At 41.5% G+C, this 21,804-nt stretch carries 19 protein-coding genes; 6 read left to right on the top strand and 13 right to left on the bottom strand.

Translation table 11 applies throughout. The features are described 5' to 3' along the window. Positions 1–142 precede the first annotated feature (142 nt). Positions 143–1,858 (top strand): C4-dicarboxylic acid transporter DauA, encoded by a 1,716-nt coding sequence (gene dauA / locus LDO51_RS15075; protein WP_225575209.1) that lies wholly within the window; start codon positions 143–145, stop codon positions 1,856–1,858. Between the two features lie 95 nt (positions 1,859–1,953). Here dauA and LDO51_RS15070 read toward each other — a convergent pair whose 3' ends face one another. The 7 genes from LDO51_RS15070 to hemA form a co-directional block, all read right to left on the bottom strand. Continuing rightward, the gene (locus LDO51_RS15070) at positions 1,954–2,706 is read right to left on the bottom strand and encodes a tetratricopeptide repeat protein (protein WP_225575208.1); all 753 of its coding nucleotides are present in this window, start codon (positions 2,704–2,706) and stop codon (positions 1,954–1,956) included. A gap of 72 nt (positions 2,707–2,778) precedes the next feature. Next, on the bottom strand, positions 2,779–3,681 hold the full coding sequence (locus tag LDO51_RS15065) for a TIGR01212 family radical SAM protein (RefSeq protein ID WP_225575207.1): 903 nt from the start codon (positions 3,679–3,681) through the stop codon (positions 2,779–2,781). Positions 3,682–3,693: 12 nt separating this feature from the next. Then, positions 3,694–4,548, bottom strand: coding sequence for a 3-deoxy-8-phosphooctulonate synthase (gene kdsA / locus LDO51_RS15060; RefSeq protein ID WP_036954638.1), 855 nt, complete (start codon positions 4,546–4,548; stop codon positions 3,694–3,696). A gap of 43 nt (positions 4,549–4,591) precedes the next feature. Next, positions 4,592–5,401, bottom strand: coding sequence for a tetratricopeptide repeat protein (locus LDO51_RS15055; RefSeq protein WP_225575206.1), 810 nt, complete (start codon positions 5,399–5,401; stop codon positions 4,592–4,594). A gap of 24 nt (positions 5,402–5,425) precedes the next feature. Continuing rightward, positions 5,426–6,259, bottom strand: coding sequence for a peptide chain release factor N(5)-glutamine methyltransferase (gene prmC, locus LDO51_RS15050; RefSeq protein ID WP_225575205.1), 834 nt, complete (start codon positions 6,257–6,259; stop codon positions 5,426–5,428). After that, entirely contained in the window at positions 6,259–7,341 is a 1,083-nt protein-coding gene (gene prfA / locus LDO51_RS15045; protein WP_225575204.1) for a peptide chain release factor 1, read from the bottom strand. Before prfA ends, prmC begins: the two co-directional genes overlap by 1 nt. A gap of 31 nt (positions 7,342–7,372) precedes the next feature. Further along, positions 7,373–8,635, bottom strand: coding sequence for a glutamyl-tRNA reductase (hemA, locus tag LDO51_RS15040; RefSeq protein WP_225575203.1), 1,263 nt, complete (start codon positions 8,633–8,635; stop codon positions 7,373–7,375). A 357-nt stretch (positions 8,636–8,992) separates the two neighbouring features. On the opposite strand from hemA, the gene lolB reads away from it, so the two are divergent. The 3 genes from lolB (at position 8,993) to prs (ending at position 11,524) form a co-directional block, all read left to right on the top strand. Then, positions 8,993–9,637 (top strand): lipoprotein insertase outer membrane protein LolB, encoded by a 645-nt coding sequence (lolB, locus tag LDO51_RS15035; RefSeq protein WP_225577287.1) that lies wholly within the window; start codon positions 8,993–8,995, stop codon positions 9,635–9,637. After that, the gene (ispE, locus tag LDO51_RS15030) at positions 9,634–10,509 is read left to right on the top strand and encodes a 4-(cytidine 5'-diphospho)-2-C-methyl-D-erythritol kinase (RefSeq protein WP_225575202.1); all 876 of its coding nucleotides are present in this window, start codon (positions 9,634–9,636) and stop codon (positions 10,507–10,509) included. The genes lolB and ispE overlap by 4 nt, the downstream gene beginning before the upstream one ends. A 67-nt stretch (positions 10,510–10,576) precedes the next feature. Then, positions 10,577–11,524 (top strand): ribose-phosphate diphosphokinase, encoded by a 948-nt coding sequence (gene prs / locus LDO51_RS15025; RefSeq protein ID WP_006661866.1) that lies wholly within the window; start codon positions 10,577–10,579, stop codon positions 11,522–11,524. A gap of 352 nt (positions 11,525–11,876) precedes the next feature. On the opposite strand, the gene LDO51_RS15020 is transcribed toward prs, so the two are convergent. Beyond that, positions 11,877–12,149 carry a DUF2583 family protein gene (locus tag LDO51_RS15020; RefSeq protein WP_225575201.1) on the bottom strand — a complete coding sequence of 91 codons (273 nt, stop codon included), beginning with the start codon at positions 12,147–12,149 and terminating at the stop codon, positions 11,877–11,879. A 309-nt stretch (positions 12,150–12,458) separates the two neighbouring features. Here LDO51_RS15020 and pth point away from each other — a divergent pair, with 309 nt between their 5' ends. Then, entirely contained in the window at positions 12,459–13,049 is a 591-nt protein-coding gene (pth, locus tag LDO51_RS15015; protein WP_036954667.1) for an aminoacyl-tRNA hydrolase, read from the top strand. Positions 13,050–13,151: 102 nt separating this feature from the next. After that, entirely contained in the window at positions 13,152–14,243 is a 1,092-nt protein-coding gene (gene ychF, locus LDO51_RS15010; protein WP_036954672.1) for a redox-regulated ATPase YchF, read from the top strand. Positions 14,244–14,460: 217 nt separating this feature from the next. Here the strand turns inward: ychF and LDO51_RS15005 are convergent, their stop codons facing one another. The 5 genes from LDO51_RS15005 to LDO51_RS14985 all read right to left on the bottom strand — a co-directional run bounded on the left by LDO51_RS15005 (position 14,461) and on the right by LDO51_RS14985 (position 21,685). After that, a complete protein-coding gene (locus LDO51_RS15005) occupies positions 14,461–19,041 on the bottom strand; it encodes an AAA family ATPase (protein ID WP_225575200.1) in 4,581 nt (1,526 codons plus the stop codon). 51 nt (positions 19,042–19,092) lie between these two features. Further along, positions 19,093–19,560, bottom strand: a complete 468-nt coding sequence (locus LDO51_RS15000) for a hypothetical protein (protein WP_225575199.1) — start codon at positions 19,558–19,560, stop codon at positions 19,093–19,095. 37 nt (positions 19,561–19,597) lie between these two features. Then, positions 19,598–19,996 carry a hypothetical protein gene (locus tag LDO51_RS14995; protein ID WP_225575198.1) on the bottom strand — a complete coding sequence of 133 codons (399 nt, stop codon included), beginning with the start codon at positions 19,994–19,996 and terminating at the stop codon, positions 19,598–19,600. Between the two features lie 137 nt (positions 19,997–20,133). Then, a complete protein-coding gene (locus tag LDO51_RS14990) occupies positions 20,134–21,099 on the bottom strand; it encodes an XdhC family protein (RefSeq protein WP_225575197.1) in 966 nt (321 codons plus the stop codon). Positions 21,100–21,118: 19 nt separating this feature from the next. Continuing rightward, positions 21,119–21,685, bottom strand: a complete 567-nt coding sequence (locus LDO51_RS14985; RefSeq protein WP_225575196.1) for a nucleotidyltransferase family protein — start codon at positions 21,683–21,685, stop codon at positions 21,119–21,121. Positions 21,686–21,804 lie beyond the last annotated feature (119 nt).

Below are 21,804 nucleotides of genomic sequence, written 5' to 3'. Positions count from 1 at the left end.
CGCTTTTTTACTTTTAATACTGAAAACGTTATGATAATTGTAGTTTCATTGATAAATAACACATTTTTTTGATTCAGTTAGGCGTATCCTCATATCTTCATTTCGTTTATTTTTCACCCTGTTATTCTGGTAGGGTTTTTTAATGAGTACAAAAAATATTAATAGATTGCGCCCTTTTAGCGCATTGATTGATTCCTGTTGGAAAGAGAAATACACCGTATCCCGCTTTATGAAGGATTTAATTGCGGGCATTACCGTTGGGATTATTGCAATTCCACTGGCTATGGCACTCGCTATAGCCAGTGGTGTTCCACCTCAATATGGTCTTTATACCGCAGCTATTGCGGGGATTGTCATTGCAATTTCGGGGGGTTCCCGTTACAGCGTTTCTGGGCCAACTGCGGCCTTTGTGGTTATCTTATACCCCGTATCTCAACAATATGGGCTCAGTGGCTTATTAGTCGCGACATTAATGTCAGGGATTATCTTACTGGCGATGGGCTTTGCTCGCTTCGGTAAGTTTATCGAATACATTCCCGTGTCCGTCACTCTTGGCTTTACATCAGGGATTGCGATTACGATTGCCACCATGCAAATCAAAGATTTTTTTGGTCTGCATATGGAGCATGTCCCTGAAAACTATGTCGACAAAGTGATTGCGCTGACTAAGGCATTTCCAACCTTGCAATACAGTGATACCTTGATTGGGCTTGCAACTTTATTGGTGCTAATTTTCTGGCCTAAACTCAAAGTTCGCCTACCGGGACACTTGCCTGCAATTATTGTCGGCACCCTGATCATGTGGTTGCTAACCCTGTTTGATATTCATGTGGAAACTATCGGTTCTAAATTTAGCTATTTATTACCGGATGGAACCCAAGGTAACGGTATTCCACCTATTTTGCCGCAGTTTATATTGCCTTGGGAGTTACCAGGTAGTGCACCAATCAGTTGGTCGATGATCACCGCACTGATGCCTGCCGCTTTGTCGATGGCTGTTCTTGGTGCAATTGAATCCCTATTGTGTGCCGTCGTGCTCGATAACATGACGGGGAAAAAACACCATTCTAACAGTGAACTTATTGGTCAAGGGTTAGGGAATATTGCTGCTCCATTCTTTGGTGGGATCACCGCGACTGCGGCGATTGCCCGTTCGGCTGCAAACGTCCGCGCGGGTGCAACATCCCCTATTTCTGCCATTGTGCACTCTATCTTAGTGTTGCTGACCCTGCTTATTTTAGCGCCGTTGCTCTCCTATTTACCGCTCGCTGCTATGTCCTCACTGCTGCTGATTGTGGCGTGGAATATGAGCGCCGCTGGCAAAGTGTTTACGTTGATCCGCCGCGCGCCAAAAGATGACATTATTGTTTTACTGCTGTGTATGTCATTGACTGTCCTATTCGACATGGTTATTGCTATCACTGTCGGGATTGTTATCGCATCACTGCTGTTTATGCGCCGAATTGCCAACATGACACGCGTGACTCAGTTACCAGAGACTCAAGAAGATAAAAGCCTACTGGTTGTGCGAGTGAATGGTCCCCTGTTCTTTGCCGCCGCAGAGCGTATTTTTGATGAGCTGCGGGTAAAAAGTCACGGTTATGAAACGATTGTGATGCAGTGGGATGCTGTACCGGTATTTGATGCTGGGGGACTAGAAGCCTTCCATAAATTTATTGATATCGTTCGTAAAGACACCCACATTATTGTGTGTGACATTCCATTCCAACCACTGAAAACATTAGCCCGTGCCAATGTTCGTCCGATTGATGGTGTGCTCAGCTTCCAAAATTCACTGAAAAGTGCATTGGAAGAGGTTCATCAGATTCAGGAAAATAAAAAGCAGCTTAAATCATAACAGCGCTACCGTGTTATTAGATTAACGCTGACAATAAAAATGCTGCACTTACTGAACAAGGGCGGCATTTTTAATTCCATCATGTACGCTAAAAATCAGTAGCAGTACATTTCGTTACCTTCGGTTTTACCTAATTCACAAGCCATTGCGCGGAGTTTTGTCGCTTTCTGCTCGTCATCTCTGACGGCACCATTGTTACCATCATTAAATTGAAATGAAGCCATACCTTCTGCAAAGCCAGCGAAGGTTAATGCATCGGCTTTCGCAAACCATTCCAAGGCTTTTTTCTCATCTTGCGGCACCCCATTACCATCATAATAAATGATGCCTAACCATAAAGGTGCATTAAAATACTCTTTGTCATTTAACGCACTAACTTCCTCAAGTAGCGTAATAGCGCGCGGGTAATCAACGTCACCCGACTCAGGAGTAATCAACGTTTCAGCTAAACTTATCTTCCCTCGAATACTCCCACCAGCAACGGCTTTAGTTGCATACTCACGGGCTTTGACAAACTCCTCAGTAAACGCCCTGTCTCCACTAATTAACGTAATATCCGCCAATAATGAATATGCATCTGCATTGCCAGCTTGTGCTGATTTTTCTGCCCATAACTTAGCATTGTTTTGGTTTTGCAATACACCAATTCCCGACAAATACATTCCAGCTAATTCATATTGCGCTTTAGCGTCATTGTTTTGAGCCGCCGTTTTGGTTTGCTCAAATATTTTCTTATCTTCAGGCGTAATATCGTATTGCGCCATTGCATGTAGTGAGAACATAAAGCCCACCACGCCTAAGCAAAACTGGCGGCTGGTATTTTTAATAGCAGAGAGGATTGGGTACATAGGTGCCTTATTATTATTTATAAAAGTTAATACATATGAATAAACGATACTTTTAAAACGGTTCTTGAGACGCTATAACGCGGAGCCTTGCCCACCATTAGCGAGCAAATACTGGTACAAACTGTTCATGCCTACCCAACGGTTTTCACACCATTGTGGCGCTAATAGTGTCGGTTTTCTCGCACTGGCACTGATACGATGGTACAAAATATCGATTGGCGTATGGCGGATCATCTCACCCGCAGTTGCAGTATATTCTTCTAAAGATAGGGTTTCTAAGCGGCCTGCCCGCCAACTTTTTGCCATAATGCTACCTTCAACAATATGCAACGGGTGCAGCTTAATACCATCCGTGCCACACGCCAAAACCGCCTCTAATGTCTGCATATTCATTGCTGCATTTTCGTTTGGCAGACCGCAAATCAAATGGGTACAAACCTTGAGTCCTAGCGCACGGGCTTTTTGGGTAGTCACTTGATAAGCGGCAAAGTCATGACCGCGATTGATGCGATGCAATGTTTTGTCATGAGCGGTTTGTAAGCCGAGTTCTAACCAAATTTCATAGCCTTGTTGACGATAATCCGCCAGTAAAGATAATACCGCTTCAGGCACGCAATCAGGGCGAGTGCCTACACATAGACCAACCATATCGGCCTGTTGTAACGCTTCTTCATACAGCTGTTTTAAGCGGTGTACTTCGTCGTAAGTACTGGTATAGGCTTGAAAATACGCCAGATAGCGATTAGCGCGAGAGATTCGGGAAATTTGTTGTTGGATTTGGAGGGTAATGGGTTGTTCTGACTGTTTTTCATCACTGAAGGATGACACATTACAAAACGTGCAGCCACCTCGCCCCAACGTGCCATCACGGTTTGGGCAGCTAAAGCCACCATGTAAGGTGACTTTATGAATTTTTTCACCATATCGGCGCTGAAGATCAGCGCCGAACATGGAAACAACATCATTTAATTGCATTTGAAACGATGATTAGCTGTTGGTGTCCAACGCAGGGAAGCTTTTTACAACTTCGTCAATAGCTTTAACTTGTTGTAAGAATGGCTCTAATTTGTTTAACGGCAATGCAGAAGGGCCATCACAACGTGCGTTATCTGGATCTGGATGAGCTTCAAGGAATAGGCCTGCTAGCCCTACCGCCATTCCTGCTCTTGCCAATTCAGCCACTTGACCACGACGACCACCCGATGCAGCGCCAAATGGGTCACGGCATTGCAGAGAATGTGTTACGTCAAAAATAACTGGGCAACCGTTAGAGGCTTGCATCATGACATTAAAACCAAGCATATCAACTACTAAGTTGTCATAGCCAAAATTTGCGCCGCGGTCACACAAGATAATTTTATCGTTACCACCTTCGATAAATTTCTCAACGATATTGCCGATTTGCCCCGGGCTGATGAATTGAGGTTTTTTGATATTAATGACCGCATCGGTTTTCGCCATCGCCGCAACTAAGTCAGTTTGACGCGCTAAGAATGCAGGCAGTTGGATAACATCAACCACTTCTGCAGCTGGCTGAGCTTGTTCTGGAGTATGAACATCAGTAATGATTTTCACACCAAAGGTCTGTTTAATTTCTTGGAAGATTTTCAGCCCTTCTTCCAGACCCGGTCCACGATAAGAGTGAATAGATGATCGGTTAGCTTTATCAAAAGAGGCTTTAAATACATACGGAATGCCTAATTTTTGTGTCACAGTGACGTAGTGCTCACACACTTTCATCGCCATATCGCGAGACTCAAGTACGTTCATGCCACCAAACAGAACAAATGGCAGATCGTTTGCGACCTTAATATCACCGATACTGACTACTTTCTGTTGCATACTCTTACCCTTTATAGGAAGACAAAAACTGTCTATACGTTAATCAATGCAGTACAACTGGAAGATTATCCAGCGAATAAATTTGAATTTTAATCATTTCCGACACAGGGTCTTCTGGACAGTGCTCAACAAAATAGTTAAGGTCACTCAGCGCCACATGATTACAATCTAAGTGCGCGAGGATAAGTCCTCGGTCGCGAATTTCATATGGGTCTTCAGGATCGAGGATCAGCAATGTTTCACAGACTTTTAATGCCATCTCCATTTTTTTCTCTTCCATCAGCGCCGCTTTTAACGTGTCGAAAATTTTGCGAACAATAATGCTATGTTCAGCCACATCCAATTCATCAAAGGTAAATTCGGAGTATGGATCAACGGTCCCTTTTAGCCACATAGTTAATGTGTGTTGTGATAAGGTTTCGCCGCTAACTGGGTTAATAAACCACTGGGAATCATCGCGTTTTGTCGAGACAAAAAGTAATTGAGTCGGAAAAATTGCAGCTTCAATCTCTAAATCGAGCTGCTCAGCAATAAATAAAAAAATTGAGCCAAGAGAGACTGGCGTGCCTTGCTTAGAGGCTAAAACTTTATCCAACCACAGCATATCAGATAGTGCGTAAACACCGTTCGCCGCACCAAATTTCCACTCACCATAAAACAGTGCAATCAGCTGCTCTATCTTTGACTGGTTATCAGCAGTCAAATCCATTGCTTCACGCGCTTTAGCGACGAAATTATCTAATTGCGTTTGTACCTGCATAAAGGGAAAATCGGCTCGAATGATGTTAGAAACCATCATAATGCCTTCACTTAACGGTAGCTGATTAAACTCAATATTTGCTATTGTTTTCATTACAATTCCACTGCAATTGCCCGCTTAACCATTCCATTGACCAAGGGAAATTCGCTCTTTACCACCATAATCCAGACAGGTCTCGACATTGGTGTACCCATTTTCATTCAATAGCTCTCGCACAGTTAAACCTTGCTGCCAACCATGCTCAAGCAGCAGCCACCCTTGTTGTTTTAGGTATTGTTTTGATGTGGCAATAATGTGTGCTAAATCAGAAAAACCTTGATTATCAGCAATCAACGCCGTTGATGGCTCAAAACGCACATCACCTTGGCTCAAGTGAACATCACTTTCATCAATATAAGGCGGATTACTCACAATCATATCAAATAGTTCATTTGGTAGTGAAGTAAACCAATCACTTTGTGAAAATTGAATATTTGAAATGGCTAAGCGTTGTTGATTTCGTTGCGCTAACACTACCGCATCGGGGTTAAAATCCACGCCTATTACGTGACTATTTGGTAACTCTGACGCCAAAGCTAGCCCAATAGCCCCCGTTCCTGTGCCAAGATCCAAAATACGAGACGCTTCTTGAGGAAGGCGCGCTAACGCTTGCTCAACAAGGCATTCGGTATCTGGACGAGGGATCAAGGTTGCGGGTGATACATACAGTGGCAGTGACCAGAATTCACGTTCACCCACAATGTAGGCAATCGGCTCCCCTTGTTCACGGCGGGCTAATAACCCCTCTAATTGCTGCTGTTCATGAGGGGTCAGTTCGGTTTCATCGAAAGCGAGGATATAGGTACGGCTGCGCCCTGTGGTATGCTGCAACAGGATCTGCGCATCTCGTTTAGCGCTATCACTGGCAGACAGTCTAACGACTGCCTGCTGTAACCATTCGCTATAACGCATTAGTCCTGCTCAGATAACGCAGAAAGCTGGTCAGCTTGGTATTCGTTGATGATAGGCTGAATTAATGTATCCAGTTTGCCTTCCATCACTTCGTCCAAACGGTACAGCGTAAGGTTGATACGGTGATCAGTAACTCGACCTTGCGGGAAATTATAAGTACGAATACGGTCAGAACGGTCACCGGAACCTAATAAGTTACGGCGTTCAGAGGCTTCCGCTGCATAGCGTTTATCCATTTCAGCTTGGCGAATACGTGCACCCAACACAGACATCGCTTTCGCTTTGTTTTTGTGTTGTGAACGTTCATCCTGACATTCAACCACAATTCCCGTTGGTAAGTGGGTAATACGAATTGCAGAGTCGGTGGTGTTAACGTGCTGACCACCCGCGCCCGATGAACGGAACGTATCGATACGTAAATCCGCTGGGCTAATTTCCGGTAATTCCGCTTCTGGCAGCTCAGGTAAGATAGCAATAGTACATGCGGAGGTATGAATACGACCTTGTGATTCCGTCTCAGGAACACGCTGTACGCGGTGACCGCCGGATTCAAACTTCAATCGACCATACACACTATCGCCCGAAATTTTTGCAATAACTTCTTTGTATCCACCGTGCTCACCATCACTGGTGCTCATCAGTTCAACGCGCCAGCGGTTACTTTCCGCATAACGGCTGTACATACGGAATAAATCACCCGCAAAAATTGCCGCTTCATCGCCACCCGCACCCGCGCGGATTTCCACAAAGCAGTTATATTCATCATCAGGATCTTTTGGAAGTAACAACAACTGTAATTGCTGTTCCAGCTCTTCATTGCGCTCTTTGGCTTCTTTTAGTTCTTCTTGAGCCATTTCTTTCATTTCAGGATCGTCCAACAGCATTTGCGCTGTTTCGATATCATCCTGAACAGTACGCCATGCAGTAAAACACTTAGCGACATCCGTTAACTGAGCATATTCTTTTGATAAAGCACGAAAACGGTCTTGATCAGCAATCACACCCGCATCAGCAAGGTGCGCTTCAATTTCTTCGTAGCGTTCTTGTAATGCTTCTAGTTTTGCGACAATAGAAGGCTTCATTCGTTATATCAGACCTATGATTAAAAAGTGGTTATTGATGGTCCAGCCCTAAGCTGTCCCTAAGTAGATTTAGACGCTCAACATCCCCATTTCCCGCAGCTTGCTGCAAAGATTTAGTCGGAGCGTGGATCAGGCGGTTGGTTAACTGTTGTGATAGCTGCATAATCACTTGCTCAGGGTTGGCACCTTGGGCAATGGCTGCAAGTGCTTTCTCGGTCATGCTTGCCCGAATTGCTTCCGCCTGCTCTCTGTATTCGCGAATTGTAGAGACTCCGGCTTGTGAGCGCAACCAATCCATAAAATGGCTGCTTTCTTGCTCAACAATAAATTCCGCTTCAACCGCGGCAGCTTTACGTTGTGCCAAGTTTTGGGCAATGATGGATTCCAAATCATCAACAGTATAGAGATAAACATCTCTGAGTTTTTCTACATCCTGCTCGATATCACGAGGAACTGCGATATCAATCAATAACATAGGTTTACTACGGCGTGCTTTCATTGCACGCTCGACCATCCCTTTACCAATAATTGGCAATGGGCTAGCCGTTGAACTAATCACAATATCCGCTTCAGCTAAACGGTTATCGATATCTGCTAATGAGATAACTTGAGCGTTCACTTCTTTGGCGAGAAGTTCGGCACGTTCTAGCGTTCGGTTAGCTATCATCATTTTTTGCACGCCATGCTCACGCAAATGACGCGCCACTAATTCGATGGTTTCCCCTGCACCGACTAACAAAATATTCAAATGTTTGAGTGATTCGAAAATTTGCCTTGCTAGCGTACAAGCTGCAAATGCGACAGAAACCGCATTCGCCCCGATATCAGTTTCGGTTCGCACACGTTTAGCCACGGAAAACGATTTTTGGAATAAGCGCTCTAATTCGCTAGATAGAGAATGAGTATCTTGCGAAAGCGCAAACGCCTTTTTCACTTGACCGAGGATTTGCGGCTCACCTAGAACCAACGAATCTAACCCACTGGCCACACGCATAAGATGGCTGACTGCGCGCGCATCTTGGTGCCAATAAAGGCTAGGTTGGAGATCTTTGGCGGTGATCCCGTGAAAATCACATAACCATTTAGTTAACTGTTCCTGCGCTTTTTCTTGGGATTCAAGGCTGAGATACAGTTCAGTTCGGTTACAGGTAGACAGCACAACGCCGCCACTCACTTGAGGCTGTTTCAGTAACTCCTCAAGTGCGTGGTCGATTTTTTCAGGACCAAAAGCGACTTGCTCACGCAAAGCCACTGGTGCCGTTTTATGATTAATGCCTAAGGCTAATAGGGTCATTGTGCTTACGACTTACTCACATTGCTCACATTGCTAATTTATTTGTCAGAATGATACTAGCAACCTAGCTCATTACTGCGATTTATATTCGTATATTGTAGATGATTAACGCGTCTGTTTCTACGGGTAGCCTATCATCAACAATCAGAAAGATGATGCATACCAAAATTTACGTTGATTATCGGACTGTCTGATATCAATATCAATGAGATGCATCAAGGATGCCGCTATTTGGCACAGAAAGCAAATTCCCTATTTTTTAGTATGTTTTCATTGATAACCACTACAGATTAGCGCAATATTCCTGAAAATTATCTTTTGAGAACCGATATGCAACTTTCTTCAGCTCTGTCGTTTATGCGCCCAGCCAGAAACTTTTGGCGATTAATGCCCCTTTCCTGCTTGCTGCTGACTGCCTGTGTGACTACCTCTCAAGACACCACGAAAGGCACTTCATCTTCAACAGATGCACAGTGGACTGCCCACCAATCACAAGTGATTGAACTGCGTGATTATCAAACTCGCGGCTCCTTTGTGTACATTGGGGGTCAAGGTACCGGAACAGAAACCAAAACTTACGCGAAGTTTTTCTGGCAGCAATATACTCCAGAAAAATACCGTTTATTGCTGACTAATCCATTAGGCTCGCGTGAACTGGAACTCAGTGTAGAACCTGATTTAGCCAAATTAACCACTAAAGATGGGCAAACTCACATGAGTGATGTGCCAAGTGAATTAATTTATCAGTTAACAGGTATGGATATCCCCATTGATGATCTCACCGCTTGGTTAGTCGGTTCACCGGGGCGAGCCACTGAATACACTCTCGACAGCAACCACCTGCTCAAATCCGTGACGTTTAAAATCAATGGCGAAACATGGAAATTGGATTATCTCTCTTACGATACCAAAACCTCGCCGATGCTGCCAAACCACATGGAGCTCAAGCAAGGGGATAAAGTCATCAAGTTAAAAATGGATAGTTGGACACTGAAAAAATGACGTTAACGTGGCCATCACCGGCAAAACTGAATCTTTTTTTGTACATTACTGGGCAGCGAGCTGATGGTTATCATGAGCTACAGACTCTGTTTCAATTTTTAGATTATGGTGATGAAATCACCTTTAGTACTCGTTCGGATGATCAGATTAATTTGCTCACCCCGATGCCGGGAGTGGATGTCGAAAAAAACTTAATCATTCGTGCAGCGAAAAGCTTGCAAACCTATTGTCGCGAGACCCTCAATCATCAAGGGGCGTTAGGTGCAGATATTCGCATCAACAAAGTACTGCCTATGGGTGGCGGAATTGGCGGTGGATCGTCAAACGCGGCGACAACACTGATTGCACTTAACGAGCATTGGGGAACTCACGTTTCTGATGAGGTTTTAGCCGAATTAGGTAAACACCTCGGTGCCGATGTCCCCGTTTTTGTTCGCGGTCATGCCGCCTTTGCCGAAGGCATTGGCGAAATTTTAACACCCGCAGAGCCAAAAGAGCGTTGGTATTTAGTCGCGCACCCCGGAATTGAAATCTCAACCCCGATGATCTTCACAGATCCAGAATTAAATAGAAATTCTCCAAAACGCTCTTTAGCCGCATTATTACTGGCTCCGTATGCAAATGACTGTGAACCGATCGCAAGAAAACGTTTTCGTGAGGTTGAACAGCTCGTTTCTTGGCTGTTAGAATATGCTCCGTCTCGCCTAACAGGAACAGGCGCTTGTGTGTTTTCTGAATTTGAAACCCAAGCGGATGCCCTGAAGGTGTTAAATAAATCCCCATCGTGGGTGCAAGGATTCGTCGCTCAAGGAGCGAATGTTTCTCCTGTGCACAAATTCCGCGCTGGGATAACCCGTGTATTGCACCGATAGTGATGACTTATCCATCATTGCTGTTGGTCAACAATATCTCTCTGGACGCAAGCCTGAGGTTTTTCTCGTGCCCGATATGAAGCTTTTTGCTGGTAACGCTACACCGGAACTAGCACAACGTGTTGCTAACCGCCTTTACACTAATCTTGGAGACGCGGCTGTTGGTCGTTTTAGCGACGGCGAAGTCAGTGTTCAAATTAATGAAAATGTTCGCGGTGGTGATATTTTTATCATCCAGTCAACTTGCGCACCAACCAATGACAACCTGATGGAACTGGTTGTTATGGTCGATGCCCTGCGCCGTGCATCTGCTGGTCGTATTACCGCTGTTATCCCTTACTTCGGTTATGCAAGACAGGATCGTCGCGTACGTTCTGCCCGTGTACCAATCACCGCTAAAGTTGTTGCCGATTTTCTGTCAAGTGTGGGTGTTGACCGTGTTCTTACTGTTGACTTACACGCAGAGCAGATCCAGGGCTTCTTTGATGTTCCTGTAGATAACGTATTTGGTAGCCCAATCCTTCTGGAAGATATGTTGCAGAAAGATTTAGAAAACCCAATCGTTGTTTCTCCAGACATCGGCGGCGTCGTTCGTGCTAGAGCAATCGCGAAATTACTGAACGATACTGATATGGCAATCATTGACAAACGTCGCCCACGCGCAAACGTTTCTCAAGTGATGCACATCATCGGTGACGTTTCTGGTCGTGACTGTATCTTAGTTGACGATATGATTGATACTGGTGGCACACTGTGTAAAGCAGCTGAAGCACTGAAAGAACGTGGAGCTAAGCGTGTATTTGCTTACGCAACTCACCCAATCTTCTCAGGTAATGCTGTAGACAACATCAAAAACTCTGTGATTGATGAAGTCATTGTTTGTGACACAATTCCTCTTTCTCCTGAAATCAAGGCGCTGAACAAAGTTCGCACCCTGACCCTTTCAGGCATGCTGGCCGAAGCTATCCGCCGTATCAGCAATGAAGAGTCAATTTCTGCAATGTTCGAGCACTAATTCTAAAGCGGGGTCTTAATGACCCCGTTTTAACATGCTAGTTTCAGTCGTTTTTCATTAAATTATTGAGACGAGATATGTGCTTCATTGCACCACATTCATTGTGGTCACGATACAAAATTTATAAGTAGCGCCCCTACGGTTGTTCATCAACCGTAGGGGCTTTATTTTTTGGTCAGTTTCGCTTAGCGTGGCTTTAGACAAAAAATAAGAGTGAAATCATTTATGTCGAATTTCACTCTTATTTATATTTAATCTATTTCCCAATAACGCACTTATCCAATAACGCACTTATCCAATGACGCACTTCTGTTCATTGATGGCGTTTATTGATGAACTTCAGACTAACTGGTTATGGGTAACGGTGATTATCATTACGGGAATGAAATTGACGTTTCACCAAACAGTAACGGTCTTCTACTTTTTCTTTACCGCCCATTCTTGCGCCGACTAACCACACTAACGCACCGATAAAGATCCCAAACAGTGAGCCGTTGATGATGTCATCGGACAACCCTAAGTCAACAATATGAGAAAACAGGTTTAAACCGATACTTCCCCCCATCACAGCCATACCTAAACCCATCAAACCATTACCAATGAGAGTAACCATTTTCCGTTTCATATCTACCTCCAATATCAGTAAACTGATACGCAAGCATTAAAGAAAAGTTCGATAAAACTTTATATTTATGTAAAGAGTATAGCTCTTTAAGTAAAATTATTTGCGATAGGCTTCACATGTATAGAAGAGTTTAAGGATATCTACTCAAAAAGTGCTTTTTATCAATTTAACAACTGATAATAGTATTGACGAATAATTCATAAGCTAATTATCACTATCGCAATCTTATCAATGACAATTTTGTACATCCATCCCGACACGAGGTAAACTAGTCGCCAATTTCTATACATTGACAGTGAAAAAGTCCCCGTGAGTAAAATAAAATTAATTGTTGGATTAGCCAATCCGGGCGCTGAATATGCGCAAACCCGCCATAACGCTGGTGCGTGGTATGTTGATTTACTGGCACAACGCCACAATCAATCGTTAAAAGAAGAGCCTAAATTTTTTGGATATACGGCTCGTATCAATCTTAATGGCAATGATATTCGCTTGCTGGTTCCGACTACCTTTATGAACTTGAGCGGTAAATCCGTCGCGGCAGTTGCCAATTTTTATCGCATTAATCCGGATGAAATTTTAGTCGCCCATGATGAGCTTGATTTACCACCGGGTGTGGCCAAAATGAAACTGGGTGGCAGCAACGGTGGACATAACGGCTTAAAAGATATTCAAAGTAAATTTGCCAATAACCCGAACTTTTACCGCTTACGCATTGGTATTGGACATCCAGGCGATAAAAACAAAGTTGTTGGTTTCGTTTTAGGCAAGCCACCGCTATCAGAACAAAAGCTTATTGATGATGCAATTGATGAATCTGTGCGCTGCACAGACATCCTGTTATCCGACGGAATGGACAAAGCTATCAATCGCTTACATGGTTTTAAAGCCACAGCCTAAGAGTTGATTTCATCAAACACGAGTTTTTGTGTATAATCAGCGCCAATTTTCTAAACATTAGGGGCAGCACTTGCCTGCCCCCGCTATTAAGGTGAGAAACATATGGGTTTTAAATGCGGTATCGTTGGTCTGCCTAACGTGGGTAAATCCACTCTGTTTAATGCATTGACCAAAGCCGGCATCGAAGCAGCCAACTTCCCTTTCTGTACAATTGAACCAAACACGGGTGTTGTGCCAATGCCAGACCCACGTCTTGATCAATTAGCTGAAATTGTGAAGCCTCAGCGCATCCTACCAACCACGATGGAATTCGTTGATATCGCGGGTCTGGTAAAAGGCGCATCGAAAGGTGAAGGTCTTGGTAACCAATTTTTGACTAACATTCGTGAAACAGAAGCGATTGGTCACGTTGTTCGTTGTTTCGAAAATGACAATATCATCCACGTTGCTGGTCAAGTTGACCCAGCAGCTGATATCGAAGTGATCAACACTGAATTAGCACTGTCTGACTTAGATACTTGTGAGCGTGCTATTCACCGCGTACAAAAACGCGCAAAAGGCGGCGATAAAGACGCAAAAGCGGAATTAGAAGCACTGGAAAAATGCCTGCCACACTTAGAACAAGCTGGTATGCTGCGTTCATTAGATTTAACCGCTGAAGATAAAGCCGCAATCCGTTATTTAAGCTTCTTAACCCTGAAGCCAACCATGTACATTGCTAACGTCAATGAAGATGGTTTTGAAAATAACCCATACTTAGACAAAGTCTACGAAATCGCTAAAGCCGAAGGTTCGGTTGTTGTGCCTGTTTGCGCCGCTATCGAATCTGATATCGCCGAGCTGGACGATGAAGAGCGTGATGAGTTTATGGCTGATTTAGGTATTGAAGAACCAGGTCTGAACCGTGTGATCCGCGCAGGTTACGAATTATTAAACCTGCAAACTTATTTCACCGCTGGCGTGAAAGAAGTCCGGGCATGGACAATCCCTGTTGGTGCAACTGCTCCACAAGCAGCAGGTAAAATTCACACAGACTTCGAAAAAGGCTTTATCCGCGCACAAACTATCGCATTCGAAGATTTCATCAAATTCCGTGGCGAACAAGGCGCGAAAGAAGCGGGTAAAATGCGTGCGGAAGGTAAAGATTACATCGTTAAAGATGGCGATGTGTTGAATTTCTTGTTTAATGTGTAATTGATTTAGCCCATTATAGGGCATCGTTCGATGCCCTATATGAAATAAAGCCTTTTGAAATCCATGCAATTGTATGGATTTTTCTTTTGGTTGTGTCTCAGCTTTTCCCAAAATTCAAGCTACATTAATCTAGCTGGTCTTTTCAACTTTCAGTTGAAACAGGCTTTTTTCATCATGACCACTGCAAGTTTTAGGGTAAAAAAACTAATTGTAATCATCATGGTCTTTCAGCTGCTTTTAACCATGTATCCACTTCATCAACACCTAAAATCAACATCGTATCTTGCAAAGCAACTACTCGATGTAGCATTTCTCCATCATCCGATTCTTCCTGCTCTTCTGCTTGTATAAATAAGCGAGTCAATAACTGCACTAAATGGTTATTGTAATCATGTAAGTAGGCTTTTACTGTACGAATATATTCAAAATAAATCTCAGTAGCTTTTAATGCATACAAAGGGTCTATACATGAAACAATATTTAGCCATGCACCGAAATCGAATAAACCAATTCTGGATGCTTCAGAACTCGTAGATATTAGTGAAAAATAGCGCTCTAACATTTGCATAGGTAAAATAACAACAGATTCTTTTTCTCTAAAAAGACTACCCATCGACTCTACTAATATAGAGGGGTATTGATTATCATCACTTAACGCCGCAGATAAACCCGCAAGACATAAATTAGAATGTTGTTTAAAATTTTCACAATGTGTCCAAACATCTATCGCTCCTTTCCATGCATCACTATCATTTAACTCTTTTATTTGTTTTATAAAATCACAACTTTCTATTTTTCCTGACAATACAGCTAATGCAGATATTCTTCCCCATGCTTGAAATCCATCCTTAATGCCTTCAGACACAATCACATTTAACCATGGAGAAACCCTATCATACTCATGATGATAAGAATAATAGAGACAACGCTCAGCCATATCCCAAAGCCCTTCACTACCTTTCCGCATTATTAATTCAAATACTATCCAACCAACTTCAGGCAAAATATGCTGTAAATGAGGTAAACGGCGTAATACTACAGCTCTCACCGCCGGATGATCGTTAGTAGCAAATTGATGTAATGTAGGTAATAACAACTCAGGCAAAGAGATATGTTCTTCATGTAACCTTATTATCATGACCATAAGAGTATCAGCAATATGACCTTTAATCATATTAATACCTATTGAAATATAAGTGACACCATCTCCTGATATAGGGTCTTTTTCTTCCACTGTTAAATAGGGAATAGATAAAAAAGTTACTCGTTTTGCGTTATTTATATTTCTCACTATATGTGAACACCCTTGTAACACTTCAGAAGCAGAGCGGTTTTGTCTCCAATACACAGAATGCCGCTCCAATTCATCCAAAAGATCGTTAATTAAGATATCAATATTTGGCTCATTAACTGGTTTCCAATCATTACTTGGATGAAAATTTCCATAGCGATAATTCAAATAATTCGCAATCCCATGCATGATATGATTTCGAAAATCTTCATTTATATCCTGCCAGTAAGAAGACAAAAAACTCAAAAAACGTAATGGGTCTCTTGATGATGCCTCACTTAATTGACGAGCAACTTGCTCCTCCCCACCAATTAACATGTCGCTAAATGCATCTCGTCCATATCCATTATAGTGTTCAAGAATACTGCGAATACCTTCATTACTCAGCTCATTAAAAACCTCAAATGAGAATGGAGCTCTTACAATTCCGCTCCATCCATTAATATCTGGTTTATGCTCAAGAGGCCAATTTGAACGATTATATTCATCTAAAATACTTACGCATGACGATGAACGTAAATGACATGGAATACAAATAATAAGCTTGGCCTGATCTATAAGAATATATTCCCTATACTCAGGGCTATCAGCATATTTCAGAGAAAGAGAAAGTATTATTGACTGTATTGCATCTTGGAATTCTGAACTCAAATAAATAAAAACTTTCTGCACTAAAGTGCCCAGTTCATGTGAAAGCTCGGACTCTAAAAAATCCACTTTCGATAACAGTCGAGAAGATATATCAAGATTAGTTAGCGGAGAGTTAATACATGCTAACAATGCAAAATAACGAAGTGAACCTTCCCGATTAAAGCATAAACGTTCACTGTTGTTTTGCCACCACTCTGAATTGATCTTAGCATGATGAATAATAGCAACTTCTAATGCATCCATTAGGATACGTTGACTATCTTTATGCTCAAAGTCTCTCATTCTTCGGTCGTCCGAATGAGATGTTTCACTTAGGAAACCACTTATATAATTATGTTTTCCTTGATATCTAGAGCTTCGTACTTCACTCCATTTTTCAATTGTTGATATAGCTAGCTCTAATAAAGTAATAGAATTAATCATTCTATCTGAAAGAAATTTGCTATCCTTAGCACCAAACTCGTGTGGTCGGCAATTAAGTTTATTTTCAAATCTGTAGGATAGGATGTCTTCATCTTTAACATCAATAATGATGTAATCCCAAAGAACTACATCATCTATTCCCCCTACAGCAAAACATCGAGCAAGGGCTCTACCTAAAAAACTATATTCTTCCCGTGGAAATTTAAACAATTCCAGCAATAGAGGAGACATTAAATATGCATGTTCTCTCTTTATATCTGATATAAAAACAGTAATCTTACTTATCAAACGAGACTTATCTATCCAATCTGATCTTAATGTTTCCATCCAAAAATCAACGACACCTGATGGATCTAAATTTAACCAATGAGCAATACGGTAAGAGTGGGCTTCTATACCATCAACATCACGCATAGTTTTTAAAACTGGCACAAGGTTTCTTAACCAAAAATAATGCCATTCAACTTGTGAAGCTCTGCTATAAATAATTTGGAAAACATCTCGATGCGTATTACGTAAATCACGTAACATTGGCCAATCATCATCTTGAGGTAATTGTTCAGCAAAACACTCAGCGACTAGGCGACGTAAATGAAAAGCATAAGTTCCGGTAAGCACTGTCCGTAGCTGTTTTCTAAACTCTTGTCTTTCCTCTGTAACAAGCTGTGCAATAAAGCTACGAATAGATGGGCGGACAAACGGTACTGGAGGAAGAGTCTTTATAAAATCATTTAAAGTTAATCCATGACGAACTGCCCTACTAATAACTAGTACATCAAGTAGTGTTTGATGCCCAAATGTTAATTTATTACCCTCAGTTTCATGTAAAACATTATGACTAAGCAGTACTCTACGAATGTCATCTGAAGCTGTAAATCGCTGGGTTGGTATCGACAAGCTACGAAGCCTTAACATCTCTGTAGCCATATTTTCAAGTGCTATTTTCCCTTCATCACCTAACGATGGATTCGTTAACATAATCGAATCAACATAGCGTTGAGCTAGCGCTTGGCTAGTCACTATATTAAAACTGCCGCCTCTTTGAGCAAGATTTATAAATAGAGCTAACTCACGTGGATTGCTAATTAAATGTCGAGTTGTATTATCAATAGCTGATGAATCGATTGAGAGCTTTCCAAGCAACGGCATGATTTCGCTTTCCCAATCTAATACTTGGCACTTAAACTCTTTATTCCATGAACGCTGAGATATACGTCTATCGTAATGTCTATCAAACTCTCTACAAGCCGTAATAACAGTAACATTTGGAATTAATAATAGCTGATCTATTTGCGCTAAAAAATACGTTAGCACCGTATGTTCTCGAGCTATAGCAAGTACATCAAGTGAATCAATTGTGACTATTACATGATAGCTGTCAGCTACACGCGCAATCTTTTCAATCCATTGCTCATCTAGTCCTAGAGATTGTCGTTCCTGTGCAGTTTCTAAATCAGCAAACTCTCGCGATTGAATGAATAGCGGTAACATAGCGCTATCAGATTGCACCAATTGTTCTAATTTCTCCTGCAATTCAAGTAGAATACAGGTTTTCCCTGACCCTGGCCCCCCAGTCACTAATATGGAATGGCTTTTACTTTTGATAGCTTCAATTAATTCACCAACCAAAAGTGTATCAATACGGTGGCCACCAATATCTCGTTGCCATGAACGACCAATGGATGATGTTTTTCTAAATGAATTAAAGGTAGATTGAATGTCTATCGGAGGAGAAATAATACAACCTGACTGAGAAAGGAGATTTATAAGGTCAGCTTTCGTTAAACGAGAGCTAGATGATAGTTTATTATCTTGTGTATCATTAACCCTCATTCCTTGATAATCAAGACAAGTCCAAAGTGAATTAAAAGCAGAAATAGAATTACTCACCAAATATTGCAAGCGCTCTTCCAGAGCTTCTCTCATCCGCTCATGAATATCACTAGTAATAAATTGGGTTCTAGATAAAAACTCGTAACTATTAAAATCAGAAGATGTTTTTTTAATTAGTTCACTAAGCTTTCTATCAATCGCCTTGTGTACCTTTATCTCTTTTAAAGCAGCATGATAAGCATATGCATCAGGAAAATTATTACTAAACTCTTGTAATAAAGCTAGCTCACCAAAAGGGGTACGAGAGTAGAATCTAACTGTCGTAGAAGGATCTTGTATAAGCGTTTTAATGGCTTTATCTAGCTCATCATTAAGGTCGGAGAATGACCATGCCCGAAATGTTTTTTGATTTTTTTTGCACTGACAACAAATTTTTGTACCATCAGCCCGTCCTATCACAACGTCATCAACTAGCCACCTAACTGAATCCGTCTCTACCCATTGATAGTTAGGATCAGATAGCACTGTCAAAGCCCAGTCAAACGCTACTAACGTTTGATACCCATCCCCCCTATTAGACTGAATACCAGCTTTACTCAATTCTTAACTCCTTTCGATAGTAAATGAGATAAGTCACCTATACTGGCTTCACTAAATCACATCATTTTTCACACTCGATTTCGTTTCTCGCGCAGATGGCGTAAATAAAACAATCAACGAAAAAATGAGTTGAATAGCCATAAAAATCATCAAGAAACTAGACTGATTGATAAACGTTAGTGGCGTGATAAACAATGATGAACATGTAAAGGCAAGAGCAATGATCAATGGATATTTAATGCCAATATCCCGAATTCGTTGCGTAAGAATAAGAGAGAAAATATATATTTGAACAACCGCCGATACTACTTCCATTAGCCCAAACAAGCTAAAAGAAAATTGATAATAAAAATTACTTTTAAACACTAATTCAACATCTTCAGGATGTGAATCCAAATACCATTGATAGACTAATACCTGAATGATACTCAGAACGATTATCCAAAAAATTTCCGCACCTAGGAAAGATAGTCTTGCTCGTCTTTTATATTTCCATTGATAAATTAGTTTTGATTGCATGGTAAATCCCTTCACATGTTAAAAAATACTGATTTTCTTAGTTTTTACTCTCATCTCTTTGAATTGGTAATGCCAATCCAGTAACAAAAAAAAGCAAAAAGACCAGTAACATATTCATATAGTCGGTAACGCCATTTTTTTGCGTGATTTTAGGTTTAGCTTCCTCATCCTCACCTTCATCTGTGATCGCAAATTTACCTTGGTACAGTTTATCCAAGACATTTAATGCATTCTCTAACTCGCATTTTGGTACCAATAATTTAACGCCACCAATAGCTTGGGCATACATTTGGTTATTCCAGACTATGTTTTCGTCTAATAATAGAGAATCAATTCCTTCAGAGTTGAGCAAACCCGCATCTATTCTTGCTTCTAGAGGAGAAAGGTACTGTGACAGTAATGTGTATTGAGCCCGAGTCGGATGGATATACCACATTACAACCTCCCTGCAGGATCGATTTTAGCGAATAGTCTAGAATAATCGATTTATCAGAATCGATGAACAAGTCTTATCCTAAATTGTTCATTCAAAATATGATCCCATCATAATAGGACTAATGATTCACTATAGTATTAACCCCGCCCATTCTTATGCGCCACTATGTCCGCCATAATCGCTAACGCAATCTCTGGTGGCGTTTTACTGCCAATTGGAATACCGATAGGCGCATGGATCTGGTCTAGCATTTCAAGCGTTAATCCCCCTGAATTTAACAAACGCTCTCGGCGCTTAGCACTTGTTCGGGTTGAGCCCATTGCGCCAATATAAAATGCAGATGTATTCACTGCTTCCATTAATGTTAAATCATCAATGCGAGGGTCGTGAGTCAAAGACACAATAGCGGTATTGGATGCGCTTGGATTCTCTTCTAAAAAGCGTGCGGGGAATATTTTTTTAATCTCAACTTGTTCTGTAATTTGCCCAGCAAAGCGCAACAATTCGTCATCGCGATGCTCACAAATAATCACTTCAAAGCCTAATGTGACTGCAAAATTAGCACAGTAGACGCCGACATTGGAAATACCCGCAACGATTAGCTTGGGTGGCGCCATGATATAAAATTGGATTTCATCGCCATTGCGCTCAATATGCGTGGGATGCTGTGAGTTTGGCACCGTCGTGATTTCACTTCGCTGGGGTAACGTCAATTTTTTGATGATGGCGGTATAACCGAGCAGTGCTGTTTGAATCTGTGAGAGGTATTGATGGGAATGCGGGTTACAGGGTAAATATTCGATAAGAACATCTAAACTCCCTTCACAAGGTAAATTGACTTTGGCTTCCACTCCACCTTGGCCATAGCGAACAACTTGGCTATCTTTTAAATAATGACCTTGCTGAATTCGTTGCAGAAAATCCTCTTCAATACAACCGCCAGAGAGAGAGCCTACGTACATCCCATCCCCTTTAGCGACCAATAAAGAGCCAGGGCTTCGCGGCGATGAACCATACGTATTCAGCACAGTGCATAGCCAAACAGGCTCATCCGTTGCCCACTTCATTGCTTGAGTAATCACGGAAACATCTTCACGCAGCATATTCAGTCCCTATTGGTTTTTATTCTTGGTTTTTATTCGGAAGATGATCAATATCTTTAATGATATTCTCATCATTTATCTGTATTTCGTAAACCAATTGATGCCGTAATATTGATTTTGCGCCATCATCTCCCGATAAATGAAGTAAACTTTGCCGATATTTTGCTGATATTCCGACAGGATGCCCCGGTATGTTTTTATATACAGGTCGCACTAATGAATAATTTTCTAATTCACTCGCAACTCGAGTAAATATATCGTGAGAAATATATGGCATATCCCCCAATTGAATTAACCAGCCGCTCCAATTAAAGGTATTTTTTACACCTAAAGCAATCGATTCCCCTAGCCCATGACTATTTAATAAGGAAAATGGAATATTAAAATGTAAACAATTGTTAATAACACCAACATTATCAGCACGAGTGACCACATGAATAGGCAATCCACTATTCATTGAATTTATAAGCGTTTTTTCGAATACGGTTTGTTGGTCAATTCGGTAATTCAATTTACTTCCCTTACCGCCACTACGTTGAAAACGCTCACTTTTTCCTGCGGCTAATATCAATATTCCTATATTCATGGTTTACATTATACATAATTAAATTTATTCTTTATATTATAAATAATAATATAAAGATTATACTGTTAATCACAGTTTTTATAATTTATCCAATTCTAATCATATTTCGATTAAAATTA

The sequence above is a fragment of the Providencia alcalifaciens genome, from assembly GCF_020271745.1.
GTDB lineage: Bacteria > Pseudomonadota > Gammaproteobacteria > Enterobacterales > Enterobacteriaceae > Providencia > Providencia alcalifaciens_B.
Note: the sequence above shows the minus strand (reverse complement) of the source record. Positions and strands in the feature narration are given on the sequence as shown.

Coding starts and splice junctions, on each gene's coding strand:
- dauA (WP_225575209.1), top strand. CDS start 143: ATGAGTACAAAAAATATTAATAGATTGCGCCCTTTTAGCGCATTGATT.
- LDO51_RS15070 (WP_225575208.1), bottom strand. CDS start 2,706: ATGTACCCAATCCTCTCTGCTATTAAAAATACCAGCCGCCAGTTTTGC.
- LDO51_RS15065 (WP_225575207.1), bottom strand. CDS start 3,681: ATGCAATTAAATGATGTTGTTTCCATGTTCGGCGCTGATCTTCAGCGC.
- kdsA (WP_036954638.1), bottom strand. CDS start 4,548: ATGCAACAGAAAGTAGTCAGTATCGGTGATATTAAGGTCGCAAACGAT.
- LDO51_RS15055 (WP_225575206.1), bottom strand. CDS start 5,401: ATGAAAACAATAGCAAATATTGAGTTTAATCAGCTACCGTTAAGTGAA.
- prmC (WP_225575205.1), bottom strand. CDS start 6,259: ATGCGTTATAGCGAATGGTTACAGCAGGCAGTCGTTAGACTGTCTGCC.
- prfA (WP_225575204.1), bottom strand. CDS start 7,341: ATGAAGCCTTCTATTGTCGCAAAACTAGAAGCATTACAAGAACGCTAC.
- hemA (WP_225575203.1), bottom strand. CDS start 8,635: ATGACCCTATTAGCCTTAGGCATTAATCATAAAACGGCACCAGTGGCT.
- lolB (WP_225577287.1), top strand. CDS start 8,993: ATGCGCCCAGCCAGAAACTTTTGGCGATTAATGCCCCTTTCCTGCTTG.
- ispE (WP_225575202.1), top strand. CDS start 9,634: ATGACGTTAACGTGGCCATCACCGGCAAAACTGAATCTTTTTTTGTAC.
- LDO51_RS15020 (WP_225575201.1), bottom strand. CDS start 12,149: ATGAAACGGAAAATGGTTACTCTCATTGGTAATGGTTTGATGGGTTTA.
- ychF (WP_036954672.1), top strand. CDS start 13,152: ATGGGTTTTAAATGCGGTATCGTTGGTCTGCCTAACGTGGGTAAATCC.
- LDO51_RS15000 (WP_225575199.1), bottom strand. CDS start 19,560: ATGCAATCAAAACTAATTTATCAATGGAAATATAAAAGACGAGCAAGA.
- LDO51_RS14995 (WP_225575198.1), bottom strand. CDS start 19,996: ATGTGGTATATCCATCCGACTCGGGCTCAATACACATTACTGTCACAG.
- LDO51_RS14990 (WP_225575197.1), bottom strand. CDS start 21,099: ATGCTGCGTGAAGATGTTTCCGTGATTACTCAAGCAATGAAGTGGGCA.
- LDO51_RS14985 (WP_225575196.1), bottom strand. CDS start 21,685: ATGAATATAGGAATATTGATATTAGCCGCAGGAAAAAGTGAGCGTTTT.